At 72.6% G+C, this 21,802-nt stretch carries 15 protein-coding genes; 7 read left to right on the top strand and 8 right to left on the bottom strand.

Annotation, left to right across the window (positions count from 1 at the left end; all coding sequences use genetic code 11):
* Positions 1-36 precede the first annotated feature (36 nt).
* Positions 37-4,713 carry a hypothetical protein gene (locus tag ACFW48_RS26185; protein ID WP_386318430.1) on the top strand — a complete coding sequence of 1,559 codons (4,677 nt, stop codon included), beginning with the start codon at positions 37-39 and terminating at the stop codon, positions 4,711-4,713.
* On the opposite strand, the gene ACFW48_RS26180 is transcribed toward ACFW48_RS26185, so the two are convergent.
* The 5 genes from ACFW48_RS26180 to ACFW48_RS26160 all read right to left on the bottom strand — a co-directional run bounded on the left by ACFW48_RS26180 (position 4,710) and on the right by ACFW48_RS26160 (position 11,594).
* Positions 4,710-5,867, bottom strand: coding sequence for an aromatic ring-hydroxylating dioxygenase subunit alpha (locus tag ACFW48_RS26180; protein ID WP_386318428.1), 1,158 nt, complete (start codon positions 5,865-5,867; stop codon positions 4,710-4,712). The two genes, ACFW48_RS26185 and ACFW48_RS26180, sit on opposite strands and share 4 nt — an antisense overlap.
* The gene (gene solA / locus ACFW48_RS26175; RefSeq protein ID WP_386318427.1) at positions 5,864-7,033 is read right to left on the bottom strand and encodes an N-methyl-L-tryptophan oxidase; all 1,170 of its coding nucleotides are present in this window, start codon (positions 7,031-7,033) and stop codon (positions 5,864-5,866) included. The genes ACFW48_RS26180 and solA overlap by 4 nt, the downstream gene beginning before the upstream one ends.
* Positions 7,034-7,054: 21 nt before the next feature.
* The gene (locus ACFW48_RS26170; protein WP_386318426.1) at positions 7,055-9,508 is read right to left on the bottom strand and encodes an FAD-dependent oxidoreductase; all 2,454 of its coding nucleotides are present in this window, start codon (positions 9,506-9,508) and stop codon (positions 7,055-7,057) included.
* Complete coding sequence (locus tag ACFW48_RS26165; protein WP_386318425.1) at positions 9,505-10,590, bottom strand: S-(hydroxymethyl)mycothiol dehydrogenase; 1,086 nt, start codon at positions 10,588-10,590, stop codon at positions 9,505-9,507. Before ACFW48_RS26165 ends, ACFW48_RS26170 begins: the two co-directional genes overlap by 4 nt.
* A 260-nt stretch (positions 10,591-10,850) precedes the next feature.
* Complete coding sequence (locus ACFW48_RS26160) at positions 10,851-11,594, bottom strand: IclR family transcriptional regulator (RefSeq protein WP_386318680.1); 744 nt, start codon at positions 11,592-11,594, stop codon at positions 10,851-10,853.
* A 287-nt stretch (positions 11,595-11,881) separates the two neighbouring features.
* Here ACFW48_RS26160 and ACFW48_RS26155 point away from each other — a divergent pair, with 287 nt between their 5' ends.
* Both ACFW48_RS26155 and ACFW48_RS26150 read left to right on the top strand, forming a co-directional pair.
* Entirely contained in the window at positions 11,882-12,205 is a 324-nt protein-coding gene (locus tag ACFW48_RS26155; protein WP_386318424.1) for a bifunctional 3-phenylpropionate/cinnamic acid dioxygenase ferredoxin subunit, read from the top strand.
* Positions 12,202-13,530 (top strand): NAD(P)/FAD-dependent oxidoreductase, encoded by a 1,329-nt coding sequence (locus ACFW48_RS26150; RefSeq protein ID WP_386318422.1) that lies wholly within the window; start codon positions 12,202-12,204, stop codon positions 13,528-13,530. The genes ACFW48_RS26155 and ACFW48_RS26150 overlap by 4 nt, the downstream gene beginning before the upstream one ends.
* 40 nt (positions 13,531-13,570) lie before the next feature.
* Here the strand turns inward: ACFW48_RS26150 and ACFW48_RS26145 are convergent, their stop codons facing one another.
* A complete protein-coding gene (locus ACFW48_RS26145) occupies positions 13,571-14,131 on the bottom strand; it encodes a hypothetical protein (protein WP_386318679.1) in 561 nt (186 codons plus the stop codon).
* A 428-nt stretch (positions 14,132-14,559) separates the two neighbouring features.
* Between ACFW48_RS26145 and ACFW48_RS26140 the strand changes: the two genes are divergently transcribed.
* Genes ACFW48_RS26140 through ACFW48_RS26125 form a run of 4 tightly spaced genes read left to right on the top strand, consistent with a single transcriptional unit; the run spans position 14,560 to position 18,961 of the window.
* Positions 14,560-17,460 (top strand): nitrate- and nitrite sensing domain-containing protein, encoded by a 2,901-nt coding sequence (locus ACFW48_RS26140; protein ID WP_386318421.1) that lies wholly within the window; start codon positions 14,560-14,562, stop codon positions 17,458-17,460.
* On the top strand, positions 17,457-17,891 hold the full coding sequence (locus ACFW48_RS26135) for a roadblock/LC7 domain-containing protein (protein WP_386318419.1): 435 nt from the start codon (positions 17,457-17,459) through the stop codon (positions 17,889-17,891). The genes ACFW48_RS26140 and ACFW48_RS26135 overlap by 4 nt, the downstream gene beginning before the upstream one ends.
* Positions 17,892-17,901: 10 nt before the next feature.
* Positions 17,902-18,297 carry a DUF742 domain-containing protein gene (locus ACFW48_RS26130; protein WP_386318417.1) on the top strand — a complete coding sequence of 132 codons (396 nt, stop codon included), beginning with the start codon at positions 17,902-17,904 and terminating at the stop codon, positions 18,295-18,297.
* A gap of 58 nt (positions 18,298-18,355) precedes the next feature.
* On the top strand, positions 18,356-18,961 hold the full coding sequence (locus ACFW48_RS26125) for an ATP/GTP-binding protein (protein WP_345638957.1): 606 nt from the start codon (positions 18,356-18,358) through the stop codon (positions 18,959-18,961).
* A 62-nt stretch (positions 18,962-19,023) separates the two neighbouring features.
* Here ACFW48_RS26125 and glpK read toward each other — a convergent pair whose 3' ends face one another.
* Both glpK and ACFW48_RS26115 read right to left on the bottom strand, forming a co-directional pair.
* Positions 19,024-20,550 (bottom strand): glycerol kinase GlpK, encoded by a 1,527-nt coding sequence (gene glpK / locus ACFW48_RS26120; RefSeq protein WP_386318415.1) that lies wholly within the window; start codon positions 20,548-20,550, stop codon positions 19,024-19,026.
* Between the two features lie 79 nt (positions 20,551-20,629).
* Entirely contained in the window at positions 20,630-21,379 is a 750-nt protein-coding gene (locus ACFW48_RS26115; RefSeq protein ID WP_386318413.1) for an MIP/aquaporin family protein, read from the bottom strand.
* Positions 21,380-21,802: the final 423 nt, after the last annotated feature.

Below are 21,802 nucleotides of genomic sequence, written 5' to 3'. Positions count from 1 at the left end.
CACCCCCACTTTCACGAAGACTTACGAGAGTCCGCCATGTACGAGCTGTCCCGGGTCCGCCTCTACTCCATCGGACCCGCCGGTGCGCGCTACGCCGACACCGTGCTTGACCTGCGCGGTGTGGGCGAGCCCGTGCCCGATCCCGCGCCCGCGCAGGCGGAGTTCTTCGAGGAGGAGCCCGTCGGCCCGCCGCGCCGGCCGGCGCCGGCCGGCGTGCTCTTCCTGGAGAACGGCGGCGGCAAGTCCGTCCTGCTCAAGCTGATCTTCTCGGTGATGCTGCCGGGCCACCGCAACACCCTGGGCGGCGCCAGCTCCGGCGTGCTGCGCAAGTTCCTGCTCGCCGACGACTGCGGACACGTGGCGCTGGAGTGGCAGCACGTGCAGACCGGCGAGTGCGTCGTCGTCGGCAAGGCCAGCGAGTGGCGTGGTCGCCAGGTCTCGGGCGACCCGCGGAAGTTCGCCGAGGCCTGGTACTCCTTCCGGCCGGGCCCCGGAATGACCCTGGACAACCTGCCCGTCGCCGAGGCCACCGCCGTACGCCCGCCCGTCGAGGGCGTCTCCGGCGCCCAGGGCCGGCGCCGCACCATGAAGGGCTTCCGGGACGCCATCACCGAGGCCGGCAAGGCATACCCGCACCTGGAGGTGCACTGGGAAGAGATCCACGACCGCTGGATCGAGCACCTCGGAGACCTCGGTCTCGACCCCGAACTCTTCCGCTACCAGCGCGAGATGAACGCCGACGAGGGCGAGGCGGCCGGCCTCTTCGCGGTCAAGAAGGACTCCGACTTCACCGACCTGCTGCTGCGCGCCGTCACCGACACCCGCGACACCGACGGACTCGCCGACCTGGTCAGCGGGTTCGGCAACAAACTCGGCCGACGCGCCGAGCTGATCGCCGAACGCGACTTCACCGCCGGGTCCGTCGACCTCCTCGGACGCATCGTCGAGGCCGCCGACGCCCGCACCCGCGCGCGGGACATCCACACCGCCGCCGAACGCCGGACCAGGACCCTGGCCCGCCGGCTCTCCGCCCGCGGCGCCCAGGAGCGGGTCCGGGCCGGCGATCTCGCCCAGCGGGTCACCGCCGCCGCCTACGCCGTCACGCACGCCGAGTCGGCCCGGGACCGCAGCGGCCTCATCGCCGCCGAACTCGCCTACCGGCACGCCTCCCTGGCCCTGACCGGGGCCGAGAAGTCGGCCGCCGCGCAGAAGCGCGAACTCGCCGACGCCCGCACCCTGCACGCCGCCTGGCAGGCCGCCGAGGCCGTGCTGCGCCACCGCGCCGCCGCCGACCGCGTCGCCCGCGTGTCCGCCGCCATCCAGGAGGCCGAGCGGGACGCCGCCCCCGCGCTCGCCGCCCGCGCCAAGGCCGCCGTCGAACTCGTCCGCGCCCTGCACGCGGCGGCCGGGAAGGCCGAACACCACGCCAACGAGGAGGAGGAGCGGTCCGCTTCCCTCCAAGAGGTGAGCGACGCCGCCCACCGGGACTCCACCACCGCGGCCACCGAGGCGCAGCGCGCCCGCAGCGAGGCCGGGCATCTGCGCCAGCGCCTCACCGAGGTCGAGCAGGAGACCGCCGAGGCGGTCCGCGCCGGCTGGCTCGACGACAGCACGCCCGACGCCGACCCCGCCCGCGCCGCCCTCGCGGCCAGCGACGCCGAGAAGACGACCGTCGCGGCCTGGGACACCGCCCGTGAGGCGGCACGCCGGGCCACCGAGCACGCGCGCGAGGCCGCCGCCGCGGAGAGCCGCGCCGAACTGACGGCCGCCCGCGCGGCGGACGCCGCCACCGCGGCCGAGCGCGCCCACGAGGCCGAGCACCGCACGGCCGAGGCCCTGACGGCCGAGGAACGGCTCGCCGAACTGCTCGGCCTGGCCGCCGAGACCCGCCCGGGCATCCCCCAACCCCGCCAGGACGCGGACCGTGACGACCGGAACACCCCTCCCAGGGCCTCGGAAGGGGCGCTGACCCCCGAGGAGCTCGACCGCTTCGCCGACGAGCTGCGCGAGCTGCTCGACGGCACCGTCTCCTCCGCCGAACGCCAGCTGTTCGAGCTGCGCACCGCCGCCGCCGACGACTCCCGCATCCTCGGTGCCCTCGGCGACGGCGGGCTGCTGCCGCCCGGCCCGGACGTACTGGCCACCGTCGAGTTCCTCGGCGAGCACGGCATCCCCGCCCTGCCCGGCTGGCGCTACCTCGCGCAGGCCGTCGACCCCGCCGACCACGCGCGCGTGCTGGCCGCCCGTCCCGAACTGGTCGACGGCGTGATCATCACCGACCCCGACTCGCACACCCGCGCCCGGGACGTCCTCGGCGACGCGGCCCTGCTGCCGCGCTCCGCCGTCGCCGTCGGCACGGCCGCCGCCCTGCTCGCGCCCACCCCGGCGCCGGACTCCGACACCGGCGACGTCTTCCTCGTACCGCCGAACCCCGCCATGCACGACGAGCACGCCGCCGACGAGGAGCGGCACGCGCTGCGCGCGCGGGCGACGGAGCGGGACGAGGAGATCCGCGCGCTCGCCGCCCGGCTCGGCAAGGACCGGGAGCTGGCGGCCCGGCTCGCCTCCTGGCGCACCGGCTGCCCCGCCGGACGCCTCACCGAGCTGGCACGGACCGCCGAGGAGGCGCGCGCCTTCGCCGAGGAGACCGAGGCCGAGCTGACCGAGGCGCGGACCGCGCGGGCCGAGGCCGACGAGAGCGCCGCCGAGGCCGTACGGATGCGGGACGAGCGGCAGGAGGCCGCGCAGAAGGCCCGCCGCGCCGCGGACGCCCTCGCCGGACTAGCCTTCCGGCTGCGCGAGCGCGCCGGTTGGCAGGCCAAGCTCCGCGAACTGGCCGACGAGGGCGCCGAGGCCGAGGCCCGCGCCCAGGCCTGCCTGGAGCGCGCCCGCGCCGCCGACGAGGACCGCCGCGCCGCCCAGCGGGCCGCCGACGACGCCCGCCGCACCGCCCGCACGCTGCGCGCCGAGCGCTCCGAGATCGCCGGCGCCCCCGACGACGTACCGCAGGAGGGATCGCAGGACGCACCGGACGACGGCACGGACGCGCCGAAGGCGTCCCTGCCCGCCCTCCGCGAGGCCTACCGCGCCGCCTCCCAGCTCTACGAGAAGGTCGGTGTCGGCGCCGACCTGCGCGCCGAGCAGGCCCGCGCGGAGAGCGACGAGAGCGCGGCCCGCGCCGAGCTGGACCGGCTCAGCAACAAGGTCCGCACCAGGGCCGGGCAGCTGCTGGAGTCGCCCGACGGCTCCGACGGACCGTCCCGGCAGGCCGCCGCCGCCCGCGCCGAGGAACTGGTGCAGCTCCTGGAGACCCGCATGTCGAGCGCGAGCGAACAGCTCGGCCGGCTGCGCGGCGAGGCCGAACGGCTCGCACCCGAGGACGGCGACGCCCACACCGAACTCCCCGAGGAACTCATCCCGCGCGACGCCGAACACGCCCAGACCCTGCTGCGCACGGCGACCGCCGAACTCGCCTCCCGCACCGAGGCACTGACCCAGGCCCGCGCGGCCCACGCCGAACTGCTCGACACGCACCGCGCCGCCGAGGACGCGGCCGGCGGATTCGACGAGATCGCCGCCATGCTCCGCGACCTGCTGCGCGAGCACACGCCCGAGGAGGAGCAGGAGGAGCCCGAGCCCTACCCGGGCGGTCTGGAGGAGGCCCGCCAGTCCGCCGCCGAGGCCCGCCGCTCGCTGCGCGGCTGCGCCGCCGACCTGTCCGCCGCCGAGGCAGCCGTACGCGAGGCGAGCGACATCCTCGTCCGGCACGCCAACTCCACCCGATACGAGCAGGTCCGCACCCCCGCCCGCCAGCAGATCCGCGAACTGCCCGCCTCCGCGCTGCCCGAGCACGCGGGCAAGTGGGCGGACGCCTTCGCGCCCCGCCTCCGCGTCCTGACCGACGAACTGGCCCAGCTGGAACGCAACCGCGACTCGATCGTGGACCGGCTGCGCGGCCTCGTCGAGTCGGCCCTCGCCACGCTCCGCTCCGCCCAGCGGCTCTCCCGGCTCCCGGAGGGCCTCGGCGAATGGTCGGGGCAGGAGTTCCTGCGCATCCGCTTCGAGGAACCCGACCAGGCCACGCTCACCGAGCGGCTCGGCGAGGTTGTTGACGAGGCCACCCGAGCGGCCGTCAAGAAGAACTCCGACCTGCGCCGCGACGGCATGTCCCTGCTGCTGCGCGGTGTCGCCGCCGCCCTGACGCCCAAGGGCGTCGCCGTCGAGATCCTCAAGCCCGACGCGGTACTGCGCGCCGAGCGCGTCCCCGTCGGCCAGATGGGTGACGTCTTCTCCGGCGGTCAGCTGCTCACCGCGGCCATCGCCCTGTACTGCACGATGGCCGCGCTCCGCAGCAACGACCGGGGCCGCGACCGGCACCGCCACGCCGGCACCCTGTTCCTCGACAACCCCATCGGGCGGGCGAACGCCACCTACCTGCTGGAGCTCCAGCGGGCCGTGTCCGACGCCCTCGGCGTCCAGCTCCTGTACACCACCGGCCTGTTCGACACGACCGCGCTCGCCGAGTTCCCGCTGGTCATCCGGCTGCGCAATGACGCCGATCTCAGGGCCGGCCTGAAGTACATCAGCGTGGAGGAACACCTGCGGCCGGGACTGCCCCAGCCGGTCCCGGCCGGTGAGGGCGAGGGCGAGGCGGTGCACAGCGAGATCACGGCGACGCGCATGTTCAAGCGCCCCGCGCAGTCACCGGCCTAGGGGGAGCCAGCAGCACCGGAGTCAGGGCCACCGAGCCGTTCCAACAACCACTTGTGGAAGATCCCGATGTGGTGCTCGGTCGGCACCAGAACACCGCCCGCCCGGTAGGCCCGGGAGGACATCGCCGGCTGGGTCCGCTCGCAGGCCGCGAAGTCCTGTGTGTTGACCCGGTGGAACAGCTCCACGGACCGTGACAGATCCGTCCCCGAGGCCACGACGTCCGGTGCGTACAGCCAGTCGCACTCGACGACCGTGCGGTCCTCGGCGAGCGGAAACATGCGGTGCAGGATCACATGGTCCGGTACCAGATTGACGAAGACCGTCGGCTTGACGGTGACGGCGTAGTAGCGGCGGTCCTGGTCGTTCGCCACCTCGGGCAGCCTGCCGAAGCCCTCGCTGCCGTCGACCGTGAAGCCCTTCACCTCCTCGCCGAACTCGGCGCCGTGGCCCACGTAGTACTGGGCGGCGTAGCCGTCGGCGAACTCCGGCAGCACGTCCGTGAGTTCGGGGTGGATGGTCGCGCAGTGGTAGCACTCCATGAAGTTCTCGACGATCAGCTTCCAGTTGGCGCGCACGTCGTAGGTCACCCGCCGGCCCAGCGCCAGCCGCTCCGTCCCGTACCGCTCGATCGCGGCCGCGTCGCCGAGCCGTTCGACGGCCGCCCCCATCACGGTCTCCTCGAAGGAGGGCGGCGTGTCGGCCAGGCACACCCAGGCGTAGCCGAGCCACTCGCGCAGGGCGACCCCGACCAGGCCGTACGCGGAACGGTCGACGTCCGGCATCTTCGTCAGGCTGGGCGCGGCCACCAGCCTGCCGTCGAGGTCGTACGTCCACGCGTGGTACGGACACTGGAGGCCGCGGCGCACCTGCCCGGACTCCTCCGTGCACAGCCGGGCCCCGCGATGCCGGCAGATGTTGAGGAAGGCCCGCAGCTCGCCCGCGCGGGTACGGGTGACGAGGACGCTCTCCCGGCCGACCTGAACGGTGCGGAAGGCGCCGGGCCGGTCCAGATCGGCGCCGCGGACGGCACAGAACCACATCGCCTCGAAGACGTGCCGCTGCTCCTGACGGAAGACCTCCGGGTCGGTGTAGTAGCGGCCCGGCAGGGTCGCGATGAGGCTGGGGGACGCGGGGGACAGGGGAGTCGTCGTCACGTGAGTGCTCCTGAGACGGGCGCGGCGGCGAGTCGGGCCGGGTCGAACAGACCGATGGGGTGGGCGGTGGTGCCGGTCAGGGCGAGGTCGGCGAGGATCTCCCCCACGACCGGCGCGAACTTGAAGCCGTGCCCGGAGAAACCGCAGGCCACGGTGGTCGAGTCGGGGTGCGCGGGGTGCCGGGCGATGACGAAGTGTTCGTCCGCTGTGGTGGTGTACATGCAGGTCGCGGCCTTGAGGAAGGTCCCGGGCAGATCCGGGACGCGGCCGGACATGTGGTCGGCCATCGCCTCGACCTCGTGGTCGTACACCGTCCGGTCGATGGTCTCCGGGGTGGTGGCCCGCCCCTTGCGGAAGAAGGCGACCTTGGCACCCATGTCGGGGCCGTCGATGGCCGGGAAGCCGTACACCTGGACGCCGGCCGCGTCCTCCCAGACGTAGATCGGCTGGTTGGCGGGGAGGAAGGGACGGGTGCCGTGCTTCGGCTGGAACCAGTACATGACCTGCCGCTCGACCGTGAAAGGCACGCCCAGGTCCGTCAGCAGTCGCGGTGCCCAGGCGCCCGGGCAGACCACCAGATGGGATGCGGTGTAGGTGTTCTCGGCGGTGTGCACGCGGACGCCGTCCCGGTACGGCTCCCAGCGCGTCATCGGCTCGTCGAAGTGCAGGTCGGCGCCCTGCCGGGTGGCTAGCTGGAGGTGGGCGGCGACGGTGTTCTCGGGGCGCAGGAGACCGGCCTTGGCCTCGTACAGCGCGACCTCGTCGTCCTGCGGGGTGAGCGTCGGGAAACGGCGGCGGATCTCCCGGGCGTCCAGCACCTCGTGCGGCAGGTCCCACTCGCGTGCCGAGCGCAACGAGCCCGAGACGGTCCACGAGTCGGGCCGACCGACCATCACCCCGCCGCACAGGACGGTGATGTCCCGGCCGGTGGCCCGCTCCAGGTCCTCGTACAGCTCGTAGGCACGCAGGAGGAGAGGTACGTACGCCGGATCCTCGAAGTACGACTGCCGGGTGATCCGGGAGCCGCCGTGGCTGGAGCCCCGATTGTGCACCGGGCCGAACCTCTCCAGGCCCAGTACGCGGGTGCCCCGCGCGGACAGATGGTGGGCGGCGGCGCTGCCCATGCCGCCGAGGCCGATGACGATCACGTCGTAGGTGGGGGACATCGGGAGCCTCCTGGGGCCGTCCTAGCGGCGGATGCGGGTCATCTTCGGGTCGAACAGCGGCTCGTCGGCGACCGTGGCGGGGACCTTCTCGCCGAAGTACTCCACGTGCACGCCGGTGCCGACGGCCAGACCGGCCGGTAGCCAGGCGTACGCGACACAGCGGCCGAGCGTGTAGCCGTACGCCGCGCTGGTCACGTACCCGGAGGGCGTGCCGTCCACGTGGACCGGCTCCTTGCCGAGGACCACGGCGGCCGGGTCGTCGAGGAGGAGGGGCGTGAGGCGCCGGGCCGGTTCGCCCGCGCGCTCCAGCGCGGCCCTGCCGACGAAGTCCGCCTTGTCCATGCGGACCGCGAAACCGACGCCCGCCTCGTACGGGTCGTGCTCGTCGGTCATGTCGGTACCCCAGGCCCGGTAACCCTTCTCCAGGCGCAGGGAGTTGAAGGCGGAACGCCCGGCCGCGATCACGCCCAGGTCCCGGCCGGCCTCCCAGAGCGTGTCCCAGAGCCTCAGCCCCAGGTCGGCGGTGGTGTACAGCTCCCAGCCGAGTTCACCGACGTAGCTCAGGCGCATGGCAGTGACCGGGACATGGCCGACGTACGTCTCCTTGGCGCGGAAGTAGCCGAACGCCTCGTGCGAGAAGTCGTCCGGGGTCAGCGGCTGGACGAGGTCGCGGGCGAGCGGGCCCCAGACGCCGACGCAGCAGGTGCCGGAGGTGATGTCCCGGATGTGCACTCCGTCGGGCGCGTGGCGCAGGAGGTGGTCGAGGTCGGCGGGGGAGTTGGCGCCGACCTGGAAGCGATCGGGGGAGAGGCGGGCGACGGTGAGGTCGGAGCGGATGCCTCCGGTGTCGTCGAGGAGGAGCGTGTAGGTGACCGCGCCCGGCTTCTTGCGGAGGTTGTTGGTGGTCATGCGGTCGAGGAAGTCGAGGGCTCCGGGGCCGGTGACCTCCAGGCGGCGCAGCGGGGTCATGTCGTACAGGGCGACCTTCTCGCGCGTCGCCCGCGCCTCGGCGGCCGCGATCGGGGACCAGTGGCGGGCCGACCAGTCGTCGCGGTCGGGAAGCGTCACGCTCCTGACGAGTTCGGAGTTGGCCTCGTACCAGTGCGGGCGTTCCCAGCCGCCGCCCTCCAGGAAGTACGCGCCGAGCTGCTGCTGCCGTGAGTGGAAGGGGCTGACCCTGAGCGGGCGCGGACGCTCCATCGGCTGGAGGGGGTGGAGGACGTCGTACACCTCGACGAACTGCTGTGCGCCGCGCTCACGAATGTACGCCGGGGAACGCTGCGCCTCCTCGAAACGCGTGAGGTCGCACTCGTGCACGTCGAGCGACGGCCGCCCGTTCACCATCCACTCGGCGACGGCCTTGGCGACACCGGCCGAGTGGGTGACCCAGACGGCCTCCGCCAGCCAGAAGCCGCGCAGCGTACGGGACTCGCCGAGGACGGGCATGCCGTCCGGGGTGAAGGAGAAGACGCCGTTGAAGCCCGACTCGATCTCCGCCTCGCGCAGGGCGGGCATCAGCCGGCGGCAGTCCTCCCAGCTCGGCGCCCAGTCGTCCGGGGTGAAGGGGTACGAGGACGGCATGTCCATGTTGCGGTCGCGGGCCTCGTCGTAGGCGGGGACGGCGAACGGATCCACGGGCAGCGGACGGTGGGCGTAGGAGCCGATGCCCAGGCGGTCGGTGTGCTCCCGGAAGTACAGGTCGCGGTCCTGGAAGCGGAGGATCGGCTTCGAGGCCTCTGTCGTGGCGCCGCTCAGCCCCGGCAGCGGTCCGGTCCTGGCGTACTGGTGGGCCAGCGGTTGCAGGGGGACGTCGGCCCCGGCCATGCGGCCGATGACCGGGCCCCAGAAGCCGGCCGCGGAGACCACGTGGTCGGCGGGGAAGGTGCCCCGGTCCGTGACGACCCCCGTGACCCTGCCGCCCCGCCGCTCGATGCCGGTGACCGTGTGCCGGTCCAGGAAGCGGGCGCCCCGCGCGGTGGCGCGGTCCAGCTGGGCGCGGGACGCGTGCAGGGCGCGGGCCAGGCCGTCCCCGGGGGTGTGGAATCCGCCGAGCACCACCGAGGCGTCGAGGAGCGGCCAGAGTTCCTTGCACCGGGCGGCGTCGACGATCTCGCCGCGCACTCCCCATGCCGCGGCGTGACCGGCCCTGCGGTGCAGGTCGGCGAGGCGTTCCGGGGTGGTGGCCAGTTCCAGGCCGCCGACCGGCCGGAAGCAGGGCACGCCGTCCGATGCGAGGGAGGTGAACTTCTCGACGGTGTACTGGGCGAACGCCGTGAGCGTCTTGGACGGGCTGGTCCGGAAGACGAGGCCGGGCGCGTGCGAGGTCGAGCCGCCGGGGGCGGGCAGCGGGCCCTGCTCGAGGACGGTGACGTCGTTCCAGCCGCGGGCGGTCAGTTCGTCGGCGAGCGAGCAGCCGACGATGCCGGCGCCGATGACGACCACACGGGGGGAGGGATGCGACCCGAGGGCGCTCACAGGACCACCACCGAGCGCAGTACCTCGCCGCGGTGCATCTTGGCGAACGCCTCCTCCACCCGGTCCAGCGAGGTGGTCTCCGAGACGAAGGCGCCCAGGTCCAGCAGTCCGTACAGGTACTGGTCGATGAGGAACGGGAAGTCGCGGCTCGGCAGGCAGTCGCCGTACCAGGACGACTTGATCGCGCCGCCGCGCGAGAACACGTCGATGAGCGGCAGTTCGACCGCCGTCTCCGGCGTGGGTACGCCGACCTGGACCAGCACGCCCGCGTGGTCGCGCATGTAGAAGGCCTGGCGGAAGGTCTCCGGGTGCCCCACCGCGTCGATCGCGATGTCCACGCCGTGGCCGTCGGTGAGGGCGCGGACCGCCTCGATGGGGTCCGTGCCGCGGGAGTCGACGGTGTGCGTGGCGCCGAAGCGCTCCGCCCGGTCCAGTTTCCTGCCGTCGACGTCGACCGCGATGATCTTCATGGCGCCGTTGAGGGCGGCACCCGCGATCGCCGCGTTGCCGACGCCGCCGCAGCCGATGACGGCGACCGAGTCGCCACGGCCCACGTTGCCCGTGTTGACGGCGGCGCCGTAACCGGCCATCACGCCGCAGCCGATCAGACCGGCCGCCTCGGGGCGCGCGGCCGGGTCGACCTTCACCGCCTGGCCCGCCGCGACCAGCGTCTTCTCGGCGAAGGCGCCGATGCCGAGCGCGCTGGTCAGCGGGGTGCCGTCGAGCAGTGTCATCGGCTGTGCGGCGTTGCGGGAGTCGAAGCAGTACCAGGGGCGGCCGCGTCGGCAGGAGCGGCAGCCGCCACAGGGCGCCCGCCAGGCCAGCACCACGTAGTCGCCCCGCTGAAGATCGGTGACTCCCTCGCCGACCGCCTCGATGGTGCCGGCCGCCTCATGGCCGAGCACGAAAGGGAAGTCGTCCGTGATCGCGCCTTCACGGTAGTGCAGATCCGTGTGGCAGACCCCGCAGGCCTGTACCGCGACGAGAACCTCGCCCGGTCCCGGGTCCGGGACGACGATCGTCTGCACCTCGACCGGTGCGCCCTTCTTCACAGCGACTACGGCACGGACCTCGTGTGGCACGACAAGCTCCTCTGCTGTTGCGCATTGCACGATGGGTTGCGCTATGAGGAACATAGTGAGAACGCCGTCGAGCGGCCGTCAAGAGGTACGGGTTAACCCTTGGCAAAAGGAGCGAGGGGAAGCGCCGGGAGCCGAGACCAGCCGGACGCGCGACGGCACGGGACCGAAGGAATCCAGTCGGATACCCGGCCCCGTGCCGCTCGTTCGCCTCGCTCCGCCCCGTCCTGTGCCGTCCCGTGCCGCGCGCCGCCCGTTCCGGGTCAGCAGCCGTGGCCCATACGGCGGGACAGCTCGACCCCCGCCGCCAGCGCGCGCTTCGCCAGGTCGGGCAGCCGCTCCGGCGTCAGCCGGTACACCGGACCCGAGACGCTGATCGAGGCGATCACCTTGCCGTCGTGGGAACGGACGGGCGCCGCCACGGCCGCGAGCCCGATCTCCAGCTCCTCCTGTGTGATCGCGTAGCCCTGCCCGGCCACGGTCTCCAACTCGCCGCGCAGCACCGCCGCGCCGGTGACCGTGTGCTCGGTGAACCGGTGCAGCGGGCGGGCCAGCAGGCCTTCGCGCAGCGTGGTCGGCAGGTGGGCGAGGAGCACCTTGCCGCTGGCGGTGGCGTGCAGCGGGGTGCGCCGGCCGAGCCAGTTCTGTGCCGTCACGGAGGCGGTGCCGCGCGCCTGCATGACGTTGACCGCCGCGTCGTCGTCCAGCACCGCGATGTTCGACGTCTCGCCGAGTTCGTCGGCGAGTTCGCGGCAGACGGGCACGCCCTCCTGCGAGATGTCCAGGCGCACTGCCGCCGCCCCCGCGAGGCGCAGTACGCCGGCCCCCAGGTAGTACTTGCCCCGCTCCTTCTCCTGGGCCACCAGGCCGCGGTTCTCCAGCACGCCGAGCAGCCGGAAGGCGGTGGACTTGTGCACGTCCAGCTCGTCGGCGATCTCGGTGACGCCCGCCTCCCCGTGCCGGGCGAGGATCTCCAGCACGCTCACGGCGCGGTCCACCGACTGCACGCCGCTCGCCGCCCCTCTGCCCACCTGCTTGTTCTCCACGCGGTCCTCACCATGGTCGGGCTGCTTCCGTGTGCGGGTCATGGCTCAACTCTCACCACCTGGCGGCCCCGTCCGGACCGCATCTGCGGGAAGCCCTTGACGCCACGGGCCGCCCGCCCGGATTCTGTTGCGCATAGCGCTCTCCAGTGCGCCATGTGAAACATCATGTTACCGAAGCGTCCGGATCCCGGAAGGGTACGCGTCCCCGCACCCGTCTGGACACGCGTTCCGGACCGAGAGGGGAGCCCATGATTCCCATCTGCCGCCTCGAAGACCTCCCCAAGGGCGAGTCCGCGCGGGTCGGAACGAGTCCGCCGATCGCCGTCTTCCACACCGACGATGGTGATCTCTACGCCATCGACGACACGTGCAGCCACCAGGACGCCTCCCTCTCCGAGGGCTGGCTGGAGGGCTGCCTGATCGAATGCCCGCTGCACGCCGCGTCGTTCGATCTCCGTACGGGCCGGCCGACCTGCCTCCCGGCCCGTAGGCCCGTCCGCACCCACCGCGTCACCGTCCACGAGGGTGTCGTTCACGTCCACGTCGCCGCGGAGGAGGGTAGCGCCGCATGAGGACCGTGACCGTCGTCGGCGCCTCGCTGTCCGGCCTGTACGCCGCCCGGGAACTGCGCGCCCAGGGATTCGACGGGCGACTGGTGATCGTCGGTGACGAACCCCACCGCCCCTACGACCGGCCTCCCCTCTCCAAGGACTTCCTCACCGGCCGGGCCGGCGAGGAAGTATTGGCGCTCACCGATGCCGAGGAGACCGCCGACCTGGACGCCGAGTGGCTGCTCGGCGTCCGTGCCCGCGGCCTGGACGCCCGCGGCCGGACCGTGCTGCTCGACGACGGCCGCACCGTGTCCACCGACGGCGTCGTCGTCGCCACCGGTGCCTCGGCCCGGCGTCTTCCGGGCGACGGCCTCGCCGGCGTCCACACTCTGCGTACCCTGGACGACGCCCGCGCCCTGCGTGCGGAACTCACCCGCGGTCCGCGCAGGGTCGTCGTGATCGGCGGCGGCTTCATCGGCGCGGAGACCGCCTCCTCGTGTGCCGGCCTCGGTCACACGGTCTCCGTCGTCGAGGCCGCCTCGCTCCCGCTCGTGCCCCAACTCGGCGCCGAGATGGCAGCCGTGTGTGCCACGCTGCACCGCCGCGGGGGTGTCGAGCTCATCACCGGCGCCTCCGTGGCCGCGCTGCGCGGCACGGTCGCCGTGACCTCGGTGGCACTCTCCGACGGTCGGAATCTGCCCGCCGACGTCGTGATCGTCGGCATCGGCGCCACACCCAACACCGCCTGGCTGGCGGGTTCGCCGCTGGTGCTGAACGACGGCGTCCTCTGCGACGACGGCTGTGTGACGTCGCTGCCGCGGGTGGTCGCCGTCGGCGATGTGGCCCGAGTCGGGGGCACGCGCGCGGAACACTGGACCTCCGCCACGGAGCAGCCCCGGGTGGCCGTGACCAACCTGCTCGCCGGGCGCACCGTGGAGTGGGTGAGGACGGTGCCGTACTTCTGGTCCGACCAGTACGGAGCCCGCCTCCAGTTCGCCGGCCGGCGCCGGGAGGGAGACACCGTCCGCATCGTCGAGGGCGTGGTCGCCGACGGCGCCCCGGCCGACGACGGTTTCCTCGCCCGCTACGAACGGGACGGCCGTACGACCGCGGTGCTCTCCGTGGACCGCCCTCGCTCCTTCATGCGGGTCCGACGCGAACTCGCCGGCGCCGAGCGGACGCGGCCGACGGGCGGTCAGACGCAGCCGACGGGTGGTCGGGCGCAGCCGACAGATGATCGGGGCCAGTCGGCGGGCGAACGGGGCCAGCCGACGGGCGACCGGGGTCAGTCGGCGGGTGACCGGGGCCAGTCGGCGGGCGACCGGGGTCAGTCGGCGGTGCTGTGAAGGGTGGTCACTGCCGGAGCCCGGCCCTTCACCCGGCCACTCAGGAGTGCGACAACTGCCCCGCACCGCCCCGCCGGCGTATCCGCTCCTGGGCCCGCTCCGCGGACCGGGCCTGCCGCCTGGCCCTCCGACGCTCGCGGCGCATGGCCCGTGCGGTGCTGCTCGGCATCGACACCACGCCGTGCCGCTGATTCCAGACCTGCCGCGTCACCCAGACGTCCAGCACGCCCCACGTGGCCACGACCGTGCCCGCCACGCTGCCGATCACCATGGGGAACGCCAGCCAGGATCCCGCCATCGTGCACAGGAAGGCCACCATCGCCAGTATCAGCGTCACGGCGACGACGAGCACCGCGCGCACGGCCGCCGTACGCACCGGATCCGGCAGACGGCGTCGCCGCGCGGGCTCCTCCGTCCACAACGGCCGGTAGGCCGACTGCTCCCGGGCTTCCCGGGCTTCCGACCCCTCCGACCGCTTACGTGCCGACGCGTCCGGCCCGGCCGCCGGAATGTCGCGATCCGGCGCCTCGGGAACCGAGCGGGCCGTCGACTCGGCCGCACCGCCGTCCTCGGGCGCCCTGCGCCGCTCCGCCGTGCCCATCAACATGTCACTCCCCACCGCCAGCAGACAGCTCGTCCGTGTCCGAAGACACGGCTCCCCTCTGGCTGCCCGGCTTGCGCTGCTTTACGCCGCCCGGGGGCGGGATGCGGCTCCTGTGGCCGATTCCGCCTCCATTTCCCGTAGTGAATGACGAACGACCAGCCCTCAAGATTCCCGAGAATCCCGCGCAGTCGAAAAATCTCGGCCATTTCGCCCGCCGGGCCGGAAGGGCGCTCTGCCCCGCCCGCCGCCGGATACCGGGAGGGAATCTCCCCCAATGACCGGACAACTGGCCATCGCCGGACTCCGGTGCGGAGGTTCGGCCTCCGGACGGGTCTTCGAGTTACCCGTGCGTGAGTAGTAGGCTCGCGCCGTTTGTTGACGTACATGTGTACCCCCTGCCGGTGGGGGTCGAGCTGGGGGAGGCCATGCGCTTTCGCGGGAAGTCGATCCGCCGGAAGATCGTGGCGCTGCTCCTCGTGCCGCTGGTGTCCCTGACCGCGATCTGGGCCTTCGCCACGGTCCTGACGGGACGCGAGGCGGGCCGGCTGTTCAGCGTCTCGACCGTCGTCGAGGAGATCGGCTACCCGGTCGAGGACACCGTCCGTGTCCTCCAGCAGGAACGCCGCCAGACCCTCGTCCACCTCGCCGACCCGCGCGCCTCCGACGGGCTCTCCGCCCTGCAGCGCAGCCGCACCGCCACCGACGAGGCCATCGCCGAGATCCGCGGCAACGCCGCGAACGCCGACGTACGCGACGCGCTGGGCCAGGCCGAGGAGGAGCGGCTCACCGCCGTCCTGGACGCCTTCGACGGCATCGGCTCGCTGCGCCGCAGCGTCGAGGACGGCACCGTCGACCGCGCGCAGGCGCTCGGCCTCTACAACCGCCTGGTCGACCCCTGTCACGAACTGCTCGCGAACCTCCACGTCGTCGACGACGTGAGCCTGGACAAGCAGTACCGCGCCCTCGTCAACGTCTCCCGCGCCCGCGAACTGCTCTCCCGCGAGGACGCCCTCCTCGGCTCTGCCCTGGTCACCGGTCGGCTCACCCGCGGCGAGATACGTGACGTCTCCGACCTCGTGGCCCAGCGCACCATGATGTACGACATCAACCTCCCGCTGCTGCCCGCCGCCGAACGCGGGCGGTACCAGCGCTTCTGGAAGAACGCCGCCTCCGCGCCCCTGCGCGTCGCCGAGGAGGCGGCCGTCGCCGGTGAGGCCGGCACGCCCCGCGGCGTCACCGCCAAGAGCTGGGACACCGCCGCCGGCAGCGTGCTCGACGAACTCGGCGCCCTGGACGACCACGCCGCCGACCGCTACCAGGACCGGGTCGACCCGGTTGCCATGAACACCATCGTCAAGGTGGTCGTCGCCGGCGCCCTCGGCCTGATCGCCCTGCTGTTCTCGCTCTTCCTGTCCGTACGCGTCGGCCGCTCCCTCATCCGCGATCTCAGGCAACTGCGCCTGGACGCCCACGAGGCGTCCGGTGTCCGCCTGCCCAGCGTGATGCGCCGCCTCTCGGCGGGCGAACAGGTGGACGTGGAGACAGAGGTCCCGCGCCTGGAGTACGACAAGAACGAGATGGGCGAGGTCGGCCAGGCGCTGAACACCCTCCAGCGTGCCGCCGTGGAAGCCGCCGTCAAGCAGGCCGAACTCCGCGCCGGCGTATCCGAGGTGTTCGTCAACCTCGCCCGCCGCAGCCAGGTGCTGCTGCACAAGCAGCTCACCCTGCTCGACACCATGGAGCGCCGCACCGAGGACACCGAGGAACTGGCCGACCTGTTCCGCCTCGACCATCTGACCACCCGCATGCGCCGGCACGCGGAGGGCCTGGTCATCCTCTCCGGCGCCGCCCCGTCCAGGCAGTGGCGCAAGCCCGTCCAGCTCATGGACGTGGTCCGGGCCGCCGTCGCCGAGGTCGAGGACTACGAGCGCATCGAGGTCCGCCGGCTGCCCCGCATCGCCGTCACCGGACCGGCCGTCGCCGACCTCACCCACCTCGTGGCCGAACTCCTGGAGAACGCCACGGTCTTCTCGCCGCCGCACACCGCCGTGCAGGTCATGGGCGAGCGCGTCGCCAACGGTTTCACCCTGGAGATCCACGACCGCGGCCTCGGCATGGCGGCCGACGCCCTCCTCGACGCCAACCTGCGGCTCGCCGAGACACCGGAGTTCGAGCTGTCCGACACCGACCGGCTCGGCCTGTTCGTCGTCAGCCGGCTCGCCCAGCGGCAGAACGTCCGGGTCTCCCTCCAGCCTTCCCCGTACGGCGGCACCACCGCGGTCGTCTTCGTCCCCGACGCGCTGCTCACGGAGGACGCCCCGGACACCAACGGCGTCGGCTTCCGCCTGGACCGTCCTCAGCACGCCAAGGAGAAGGAGCGGGAGGAGAGCCGCCGTTCCCCCCTCGCCCACGTGCCCGCACGGCTGCCGGGCCGCCCGGCCACGCTGCTGGACGGGCCGGTCGAACTCGAGGCGCCGGTCGACCTCGACGCCCTCGACGACCTGCCGGGCGGGCTCGGCGACGAGGACAGCGAACGGGGTGGTCTGTTCCGCCCGCGCCGCTCCCTCGTGGCGGCTGACGACGACCAGGAGGTCCGCCCCGCCGAACGGCGACGTCAGGAGCCCGGCCACACAGGCGAGTCGCCCCAGCGCGAGGAGGAGGACGAGGTGAACGCGCCGGTCGCGCTTCCCCGTCGCCGGACCCCCAAGCTGGTCAGTTCGCACGGGCGTCCGGTGCCGGAACGGGCCGCCCGGGACACCGCGGACGAGGTCTCCCCGGCAGGAGCCGAGCGCGCGGAAGGCAGGACCGACCCGCGGTCACGATCGGCCGAGCCACCCGCCCTGCCCACCCGCCGTCGTCGCCCGGAACGAATCGACGACCGCGCCGGTGGCCGTGGCGACGACCGCGCCGCCGACCGCGCCCGTGGCCGTGGCGACGCCCCTGCCGAGGGACGCATGGAGAGTCGCCCGGAGGGTCGTGCCGAAAGGCGTGACGCCGACCGCACGGAGTCCGAGGCGCTGCCGTCGCTCCCGGCCCGCCGCCGCGGCGCGTCTCCCGAGCGCGGGGGCTCCACATCCGAATCGGGCGCGCTGCCCCGGCGCGTACGGCAGGCCAACCTGGCCCCCCAGCTCAGGCAGAGCCCCGAACCGCCCGCCGAGGACCGCTCCGACCCCGCCGACCGGGACGCCGAGGAAGTACGCAGCCGTATGGCCTCGCTCCAGCGCGGCTGGCAGCGCGGCCGCAAGGAGAACGCCGCGGAGGACGACGTCCCCGGCGGCACAGCACCACAAGCACCACAAGGAACGACTAAGGGGGACGGTCGATGACCGCACCGAAGGCGACCGGCCACACCTCGACCAGGTCCGGGGAGCTCAACTGGCTCCTAGACGACCTGGTGGACCGTGTCGCGAGCATCCGCAAAGCCGTCGTCCTGTCCGGCGACGGTCTGGCGACCGGGGCGTCCAAGGACCTGACCCGGGAGGACAGCGAACACCTGGCCGCCGTGGCGTCCGGTTTCCACAGCCTCGCCAAGGGCGTGGGCCGTCACTTCGAGGCGGGCAGCGTCCGGCAGACGGTCGTCGAACTCGACGACGCCTTCCTGTTTGTCACGGCCGCCGGCGACGGCAGCTGCCTGGCCGTCCTGTCGGCCGCCGACTCCGACGTCGGCCAGGTCGCCTACGAGATGACCCTCCTCGTCAAGCGGGTCGGCGTGCACCTGGGCACCGCTCCGCGCACCGATCTGCCCTCGGGTGGGTAAGTGGGATGACATGAGCGCAGACGGTCAGGGAAGAAACCACTGGTTCGACGACGAGGCCGGTCCCGTCGTCCGTCCGTACGCCATGACGCGCGGCCGCACCACCAGCGCGGCCCAGCACCGCCTCGACCTGATCGCGGTGGTCGTCACGGAACCCCACGCGGACGATCCGGAGGCGGACGTCACGCTCGCCCCGGAACACGTGGACATCGTCGAGCTGTGCCGGGACACCCCGCAGTCGGTCGCCGAACTCGCCGCCGAACTCGACCTGCCCATCGGGGTCGTGCGGGTCCTGATCGGAGACCTCGTGGACGTCGAACTCGTCCACGTGAACCGGCCCGTACCCCCGGCCGAACTGCCGGACGAGGACATTCTGCGCGATGTGATCAGCGGGCTGAGGGCACTGTGAACCGGCCCCCGGACACGGCAAGCGGCACGGCAAGTGGCACGTTAAGGAGAAGAGATCGATGATCTTCGGGCGTTCTCAGCGCGGCAAGCCGCCGGTCGAGCCCGTCACGCTCAAGATCCTGGTGGCCGGCGGCTTCGGCGTCGGCAAGACCACTCTCGTCGGCGCGGTCAGCGAGATCAGGCCGCTGCGCACCGAGGAACTGCTCACCGAGGCCGGGCGGCCCGTCGACGACGTCAGCGGTGTGGAGGGCAAGCACACCACCACGGTGGCCATGGACTTCGGGCGGATCACCCTGCGCGAGGACCTGGTGCTGTACCTCTTCGGCACGCCGGGCCAGGAGCGGTTCTGGTTCATGTGGGACGAGCTGTCCGAGGGCGCGCTCGGCGCCGTCGTCCTGGCCGACACCCGCCGCCTGGAGGACTGCTTCGCCGCCGTCGACTACTTCGAACGCCGCTCCATCCCGTTCGTGGTCGGCGTCAACCGCTTCGAGGGATCGGCCCGCTATCCGGCCGAGACCGTCCGCCAGGCCCTCGACCTCGACGCCGACGTGCCCCTGGTGATGTGCGACGCCCGTGACCGGGAGTCGGTCAAGGAGGTCCTCGTCGGCGTGGTCCAGCACGCCATGGCCCAGGCGGCGGACCGCCGCAGGGTCGTCACCACCTGACGGCTCGGGGCATGGCGACGACACCTCCACGCGCGCGTGCCCCCTCCGAGCCTGCTCGGCGCCTAGCCGTCGTCGTCGCCGTCCTCCATCCAGCCGAAGCTCTTCTCCACCGCCCTGCGCCAGTTGCGGTACTCGCGGTCCCGCACCGACGCCTCCATGGCGGGCGCCCACTCGACGTCCCGCTGCCAGTGCGTCTTGAGTTCGTCGAGGCCGTTCCACACACCGGTGGCCAGTCCGGCCGCGTACGCGGCCCCCAGGCAGGTCGTCTCGGACACCCGGGGCCGGATCACCGGCACGCCCAGCACGTCCGCCTGGTGCTGCATCAGCAGATTGTTCTTCGTCATGCCGCCGTCGACCTTCAGCGTCGTGATGCGTACCCCCGAGTCCTGGTACATGGCGTCCACGACCTCGCGCGTCTGCCAGCTCGTCGCCTCCAGCACCGCGCGCGCCAGATGCGCCTTCGTGACGTACCGGGTGAGCCCGGTGACGACCCCGCGCGCGTCCGAGCGCCAGTACGGCGCGAACAGTCCGGAGAAGGCGGGCACGATGTACGCGCCCCCGTTGTCCGCCACGCTCGCCGCCAACCGCTCGATCTCGTCGGCGCTGCGGATGATGCCGAGCTGGTCGCGGAACCACTGGACCAGGGCCCCCGTGATGGCGATCGACCCTTCCAGGCAGTAGACGGGTGCCTCGTCACCGATCTTGTAACCCATGGTGGTCAGCAGCCCGTTCTTCGACGGTACGGGCCGGTCACCGGTGTTGAGCAGCAGGAAGCTGCCCGTGCCGTACGTGTTCTTCGCCGTGCCCACGTCGTAGCAGGCCTGCCCGAACACGGCTGCCTGCTGGTCGCCCAGGGCGGAGGCCACGGGCACGCCGGCGAGCTGGCCGACGGCGGTGCCGTACACCTCGGCGGAGGACCTGATCTCGGGGAGTACCGCCTCGGGGATGTTCATCGCCGAGAGGATCGAGGGGTCCCACTGGAGTGTCCGGAGGTCCATCAGCATGGTGCGCCCGGCGTTGGTCACGTCGGTGACGTGCCGCCCGCCGTCGGTGCCGCCGGTCAGGTTCCAGATCAGCCAGGAGTCGATGGTGCCGAAGGCGATCTCACCGCGCTCGGCGCGGGCCCTCAGACCGGGCACGTTGTCGAGCAGCCAGGCCGCCTTGGGCCCGGAGAAGTAGCTGGCCAGCGGCAGGCCGGTCTGTTCGCGGAAACGGTCCTGCCCGTCCGTGCCGCCCAACTGGCGGCACAGCGCGGACGTACGGGTGTCCTGCCACACGATGGCGTTGTGCACCGGCTTGCCGGTCGCGCGGTCCCACAGGACCGTCGTCTCGCGCTGGTTGGTGATGCCCAGCGCGCTGAGCCGGTCGGCGCGCAGCCCGGCGCCCGCGAGCGCCCCGGCGACCACGGCCTGGACCTTGGACCAGATCTCGGTGGCGTCGTGCTCCACCCAGCCGGGCTTGGGGAAGATCTGGCGGTGCTCGCGCTGGTCGACGGCGACGATCGCGCCGTCCTGGTCGAAGATGATGCAGCGGCTCGAGGTGGTGCCCTGGTCGATCGCGGCGACGTACTTCGTGGAGTGGTCCGTCATGGCTACCCCTTGGGCTGGGTTCAGAGGACTGCGGAGGCGAGGCGGAGAGGACGCGGAGGCGACGGCTCTGGTGGGCCGTTCAGAAGGCCACGTTGTAGATGAGCCCGGCGAGCGCTCCGCCGATCAGCGGGCCGACCACCGGGACCCAGGCGTAACCCCAGTCGGAGGTGCCCTTGTTCGGGATCGGCAGGAAGCTGTGCACGATGCGCGGGCCGAGGTCACGGGTGGGGTTGATGGCGTAGCCGGTCGGTCCCCCGAGGGAGAGGCCGATACCGACGACGAGCAGCGACACGATCAGCACCAGCGTCCCCGACTCGCCGAGCCCCTCGGTCAGCCCGAAGGCGAGAATCGGCAGCACGAGCCCGACGGTCGCGATGATCTCCGTCATCAGGTTGGCGACGGGGTTCCGGATCTCCGGGATGGTCGAGAAGATGCCGAGCGTCGGAACCGGCTCGTCCGCCGTGCCCTCGGTGGTGCCGGTCTTGCGGACGTTGGCCTGGAACTGGGCGAAGTACGTGAGGTAGCACAGGACGGCACCGATCATCGCGCCGACGAACTGCCCCAGCACGTAGACCCAGACCTTGCCCCACTCGCCGGTGTCTACGGCGATCCCGAGGGTGACGGCGGGATTGAGATGCCCTCCGGAGAGCGGGGCAGCGGTGTAGGCGCCCGCCAGCACGCCGAACCCCCAGCCGAACGCGATCACCACCCACCCCGACGCCCGCGCCTTGCTGTACCTCAGAGTCACGGCGGCGCAGACACCCGCGCCGAAGAGGATGAGGATCGCGGTACCGATGATCTCGCCGACGAAGATGTCTCCGTTGCTCATGGCGGCTCCTAGGCCCTGGCCCGGGGCGATCGGCCCCGGCCCTCCCGTGCGGGGTGCGTCTCCCCCGGCGACCTCCGCCGCGGGGCGTGAGTGACGAGCGTGCCGTAGCAGCCGAACCGCCCGTGGGGGAGTGGGCCTCGAAGCACAGGAGTGCCCGCGCGACGCAGTACCGGAATACGCCGAGATGTACGGCGATGTCGACTGACACCGGAAGTGTTCACCGGCGCCCAGGGAGCGTCAAGGTGGCCGACCGCAACGGTTCGGGACCCGCCGGCCAACGCGCGCGGCGCGTCTCCGCGTGGGCGCTCCTGGACGGTGGTCACCGAGGGGTGCTTGTGGTGCCGTAGCGGTCGGTGCAGACGTGTGCCGGTGAACCGCGCGTGCACGCGCGCTTGCTGGCGAACTGCGGCCCGCGTCGGGTGC

This window comes from Streptomyces sp. NPDC058812 (assembly GCF_042744565.1).
Classification (GTDB): Bacteria; Actinomycetota; Actinomycetes; order Streptomycetales; family Streptomycetaceae; genus Streptomyces; species Streptomyces thinghirensis.
This window is presented reverse-complemented; position numbering and strand designations above follow the sequence as displayed.

Bases quoted from the DNA above. Each gene is read 5' to 3' on its own strand.
- ACFW48_RS26185 (WP_386318430.1), top strand. From the start codon at position 37: ATGTACGAGCTGTCCCGGGTCCGCCTCTACTCCATCGGACCCGCCGGT.
- solA (WP_386318427.1), bottom strand. From the start codon at position 7,033: ATGTCCCCCACCTACGACGTGATCGTCATCGGCCTCGGCGGCATGGGC.
- ACFW48_RS26155 (WP_386318424.1), top strand. From the start codon at position 11,882: ATGATTCCCATCTGCCGCCTCGAAGACCTCCCCAAGGGCGAGTCCGCG.
- ACFW48_RS26150 (WP_386318422.1), top strand. From the start codon at position 12,202: ATGAGGACCGTGACCGTCGTCGGCGCCTCGCTGTCCGGCCTGTACGCC.
- ACFW48_RS26145 (WP_386318679.1), bottom strand. From the start codon at position 14,131: ATGGGCACGGCGGAGCGGCGCAGGGCGCCCGAGGACGGCGGTGCGGCC.
- ACFW48_RS26140 (WP_386318421.1), top strand. From the start codon at position 14,560: ATGCGCTTTCGCGGGAAGTCGATCCGCCGGAAGATCGTGGCGCTGCTC.
- ACFW48_RS26135 (WP_386318419.1), top strand. From the start codon at position 17,457: ATGACCGCACCGAAGGCGACCGGCCACACCTCGACCAGGTCCGGGGAG.
- ACFW48_RS26130 (WP_386318417.1), top strand. From the start codon at position 17,902: ATGAGCGCAGACGGTCAGGGAAGAAACCACTGGTTCGACGACGAGGCC.
- ACFW48_RS26125 (WP_345638957.1), top strand. From the start codon at position 18,356: ATGATCTTCGGGCGTTCTCAGCGCGGCAAGCCGCCGGTCGAGCCCGTC.
- glpK (WP_386318415.1), bottom strand. From the start codon at position 20,550: ATGACGGACCACTCCACGAAGTACGTCGCCGCGATCGACCAGGGCACC.
- ACFW48_RS26115 (WP_386318413.1), bottom strand. From the start codon at position 21,379: ATGAGCAACGGAGACATCTTCGTCGGCGAGATCATCGGTACCGCGATC.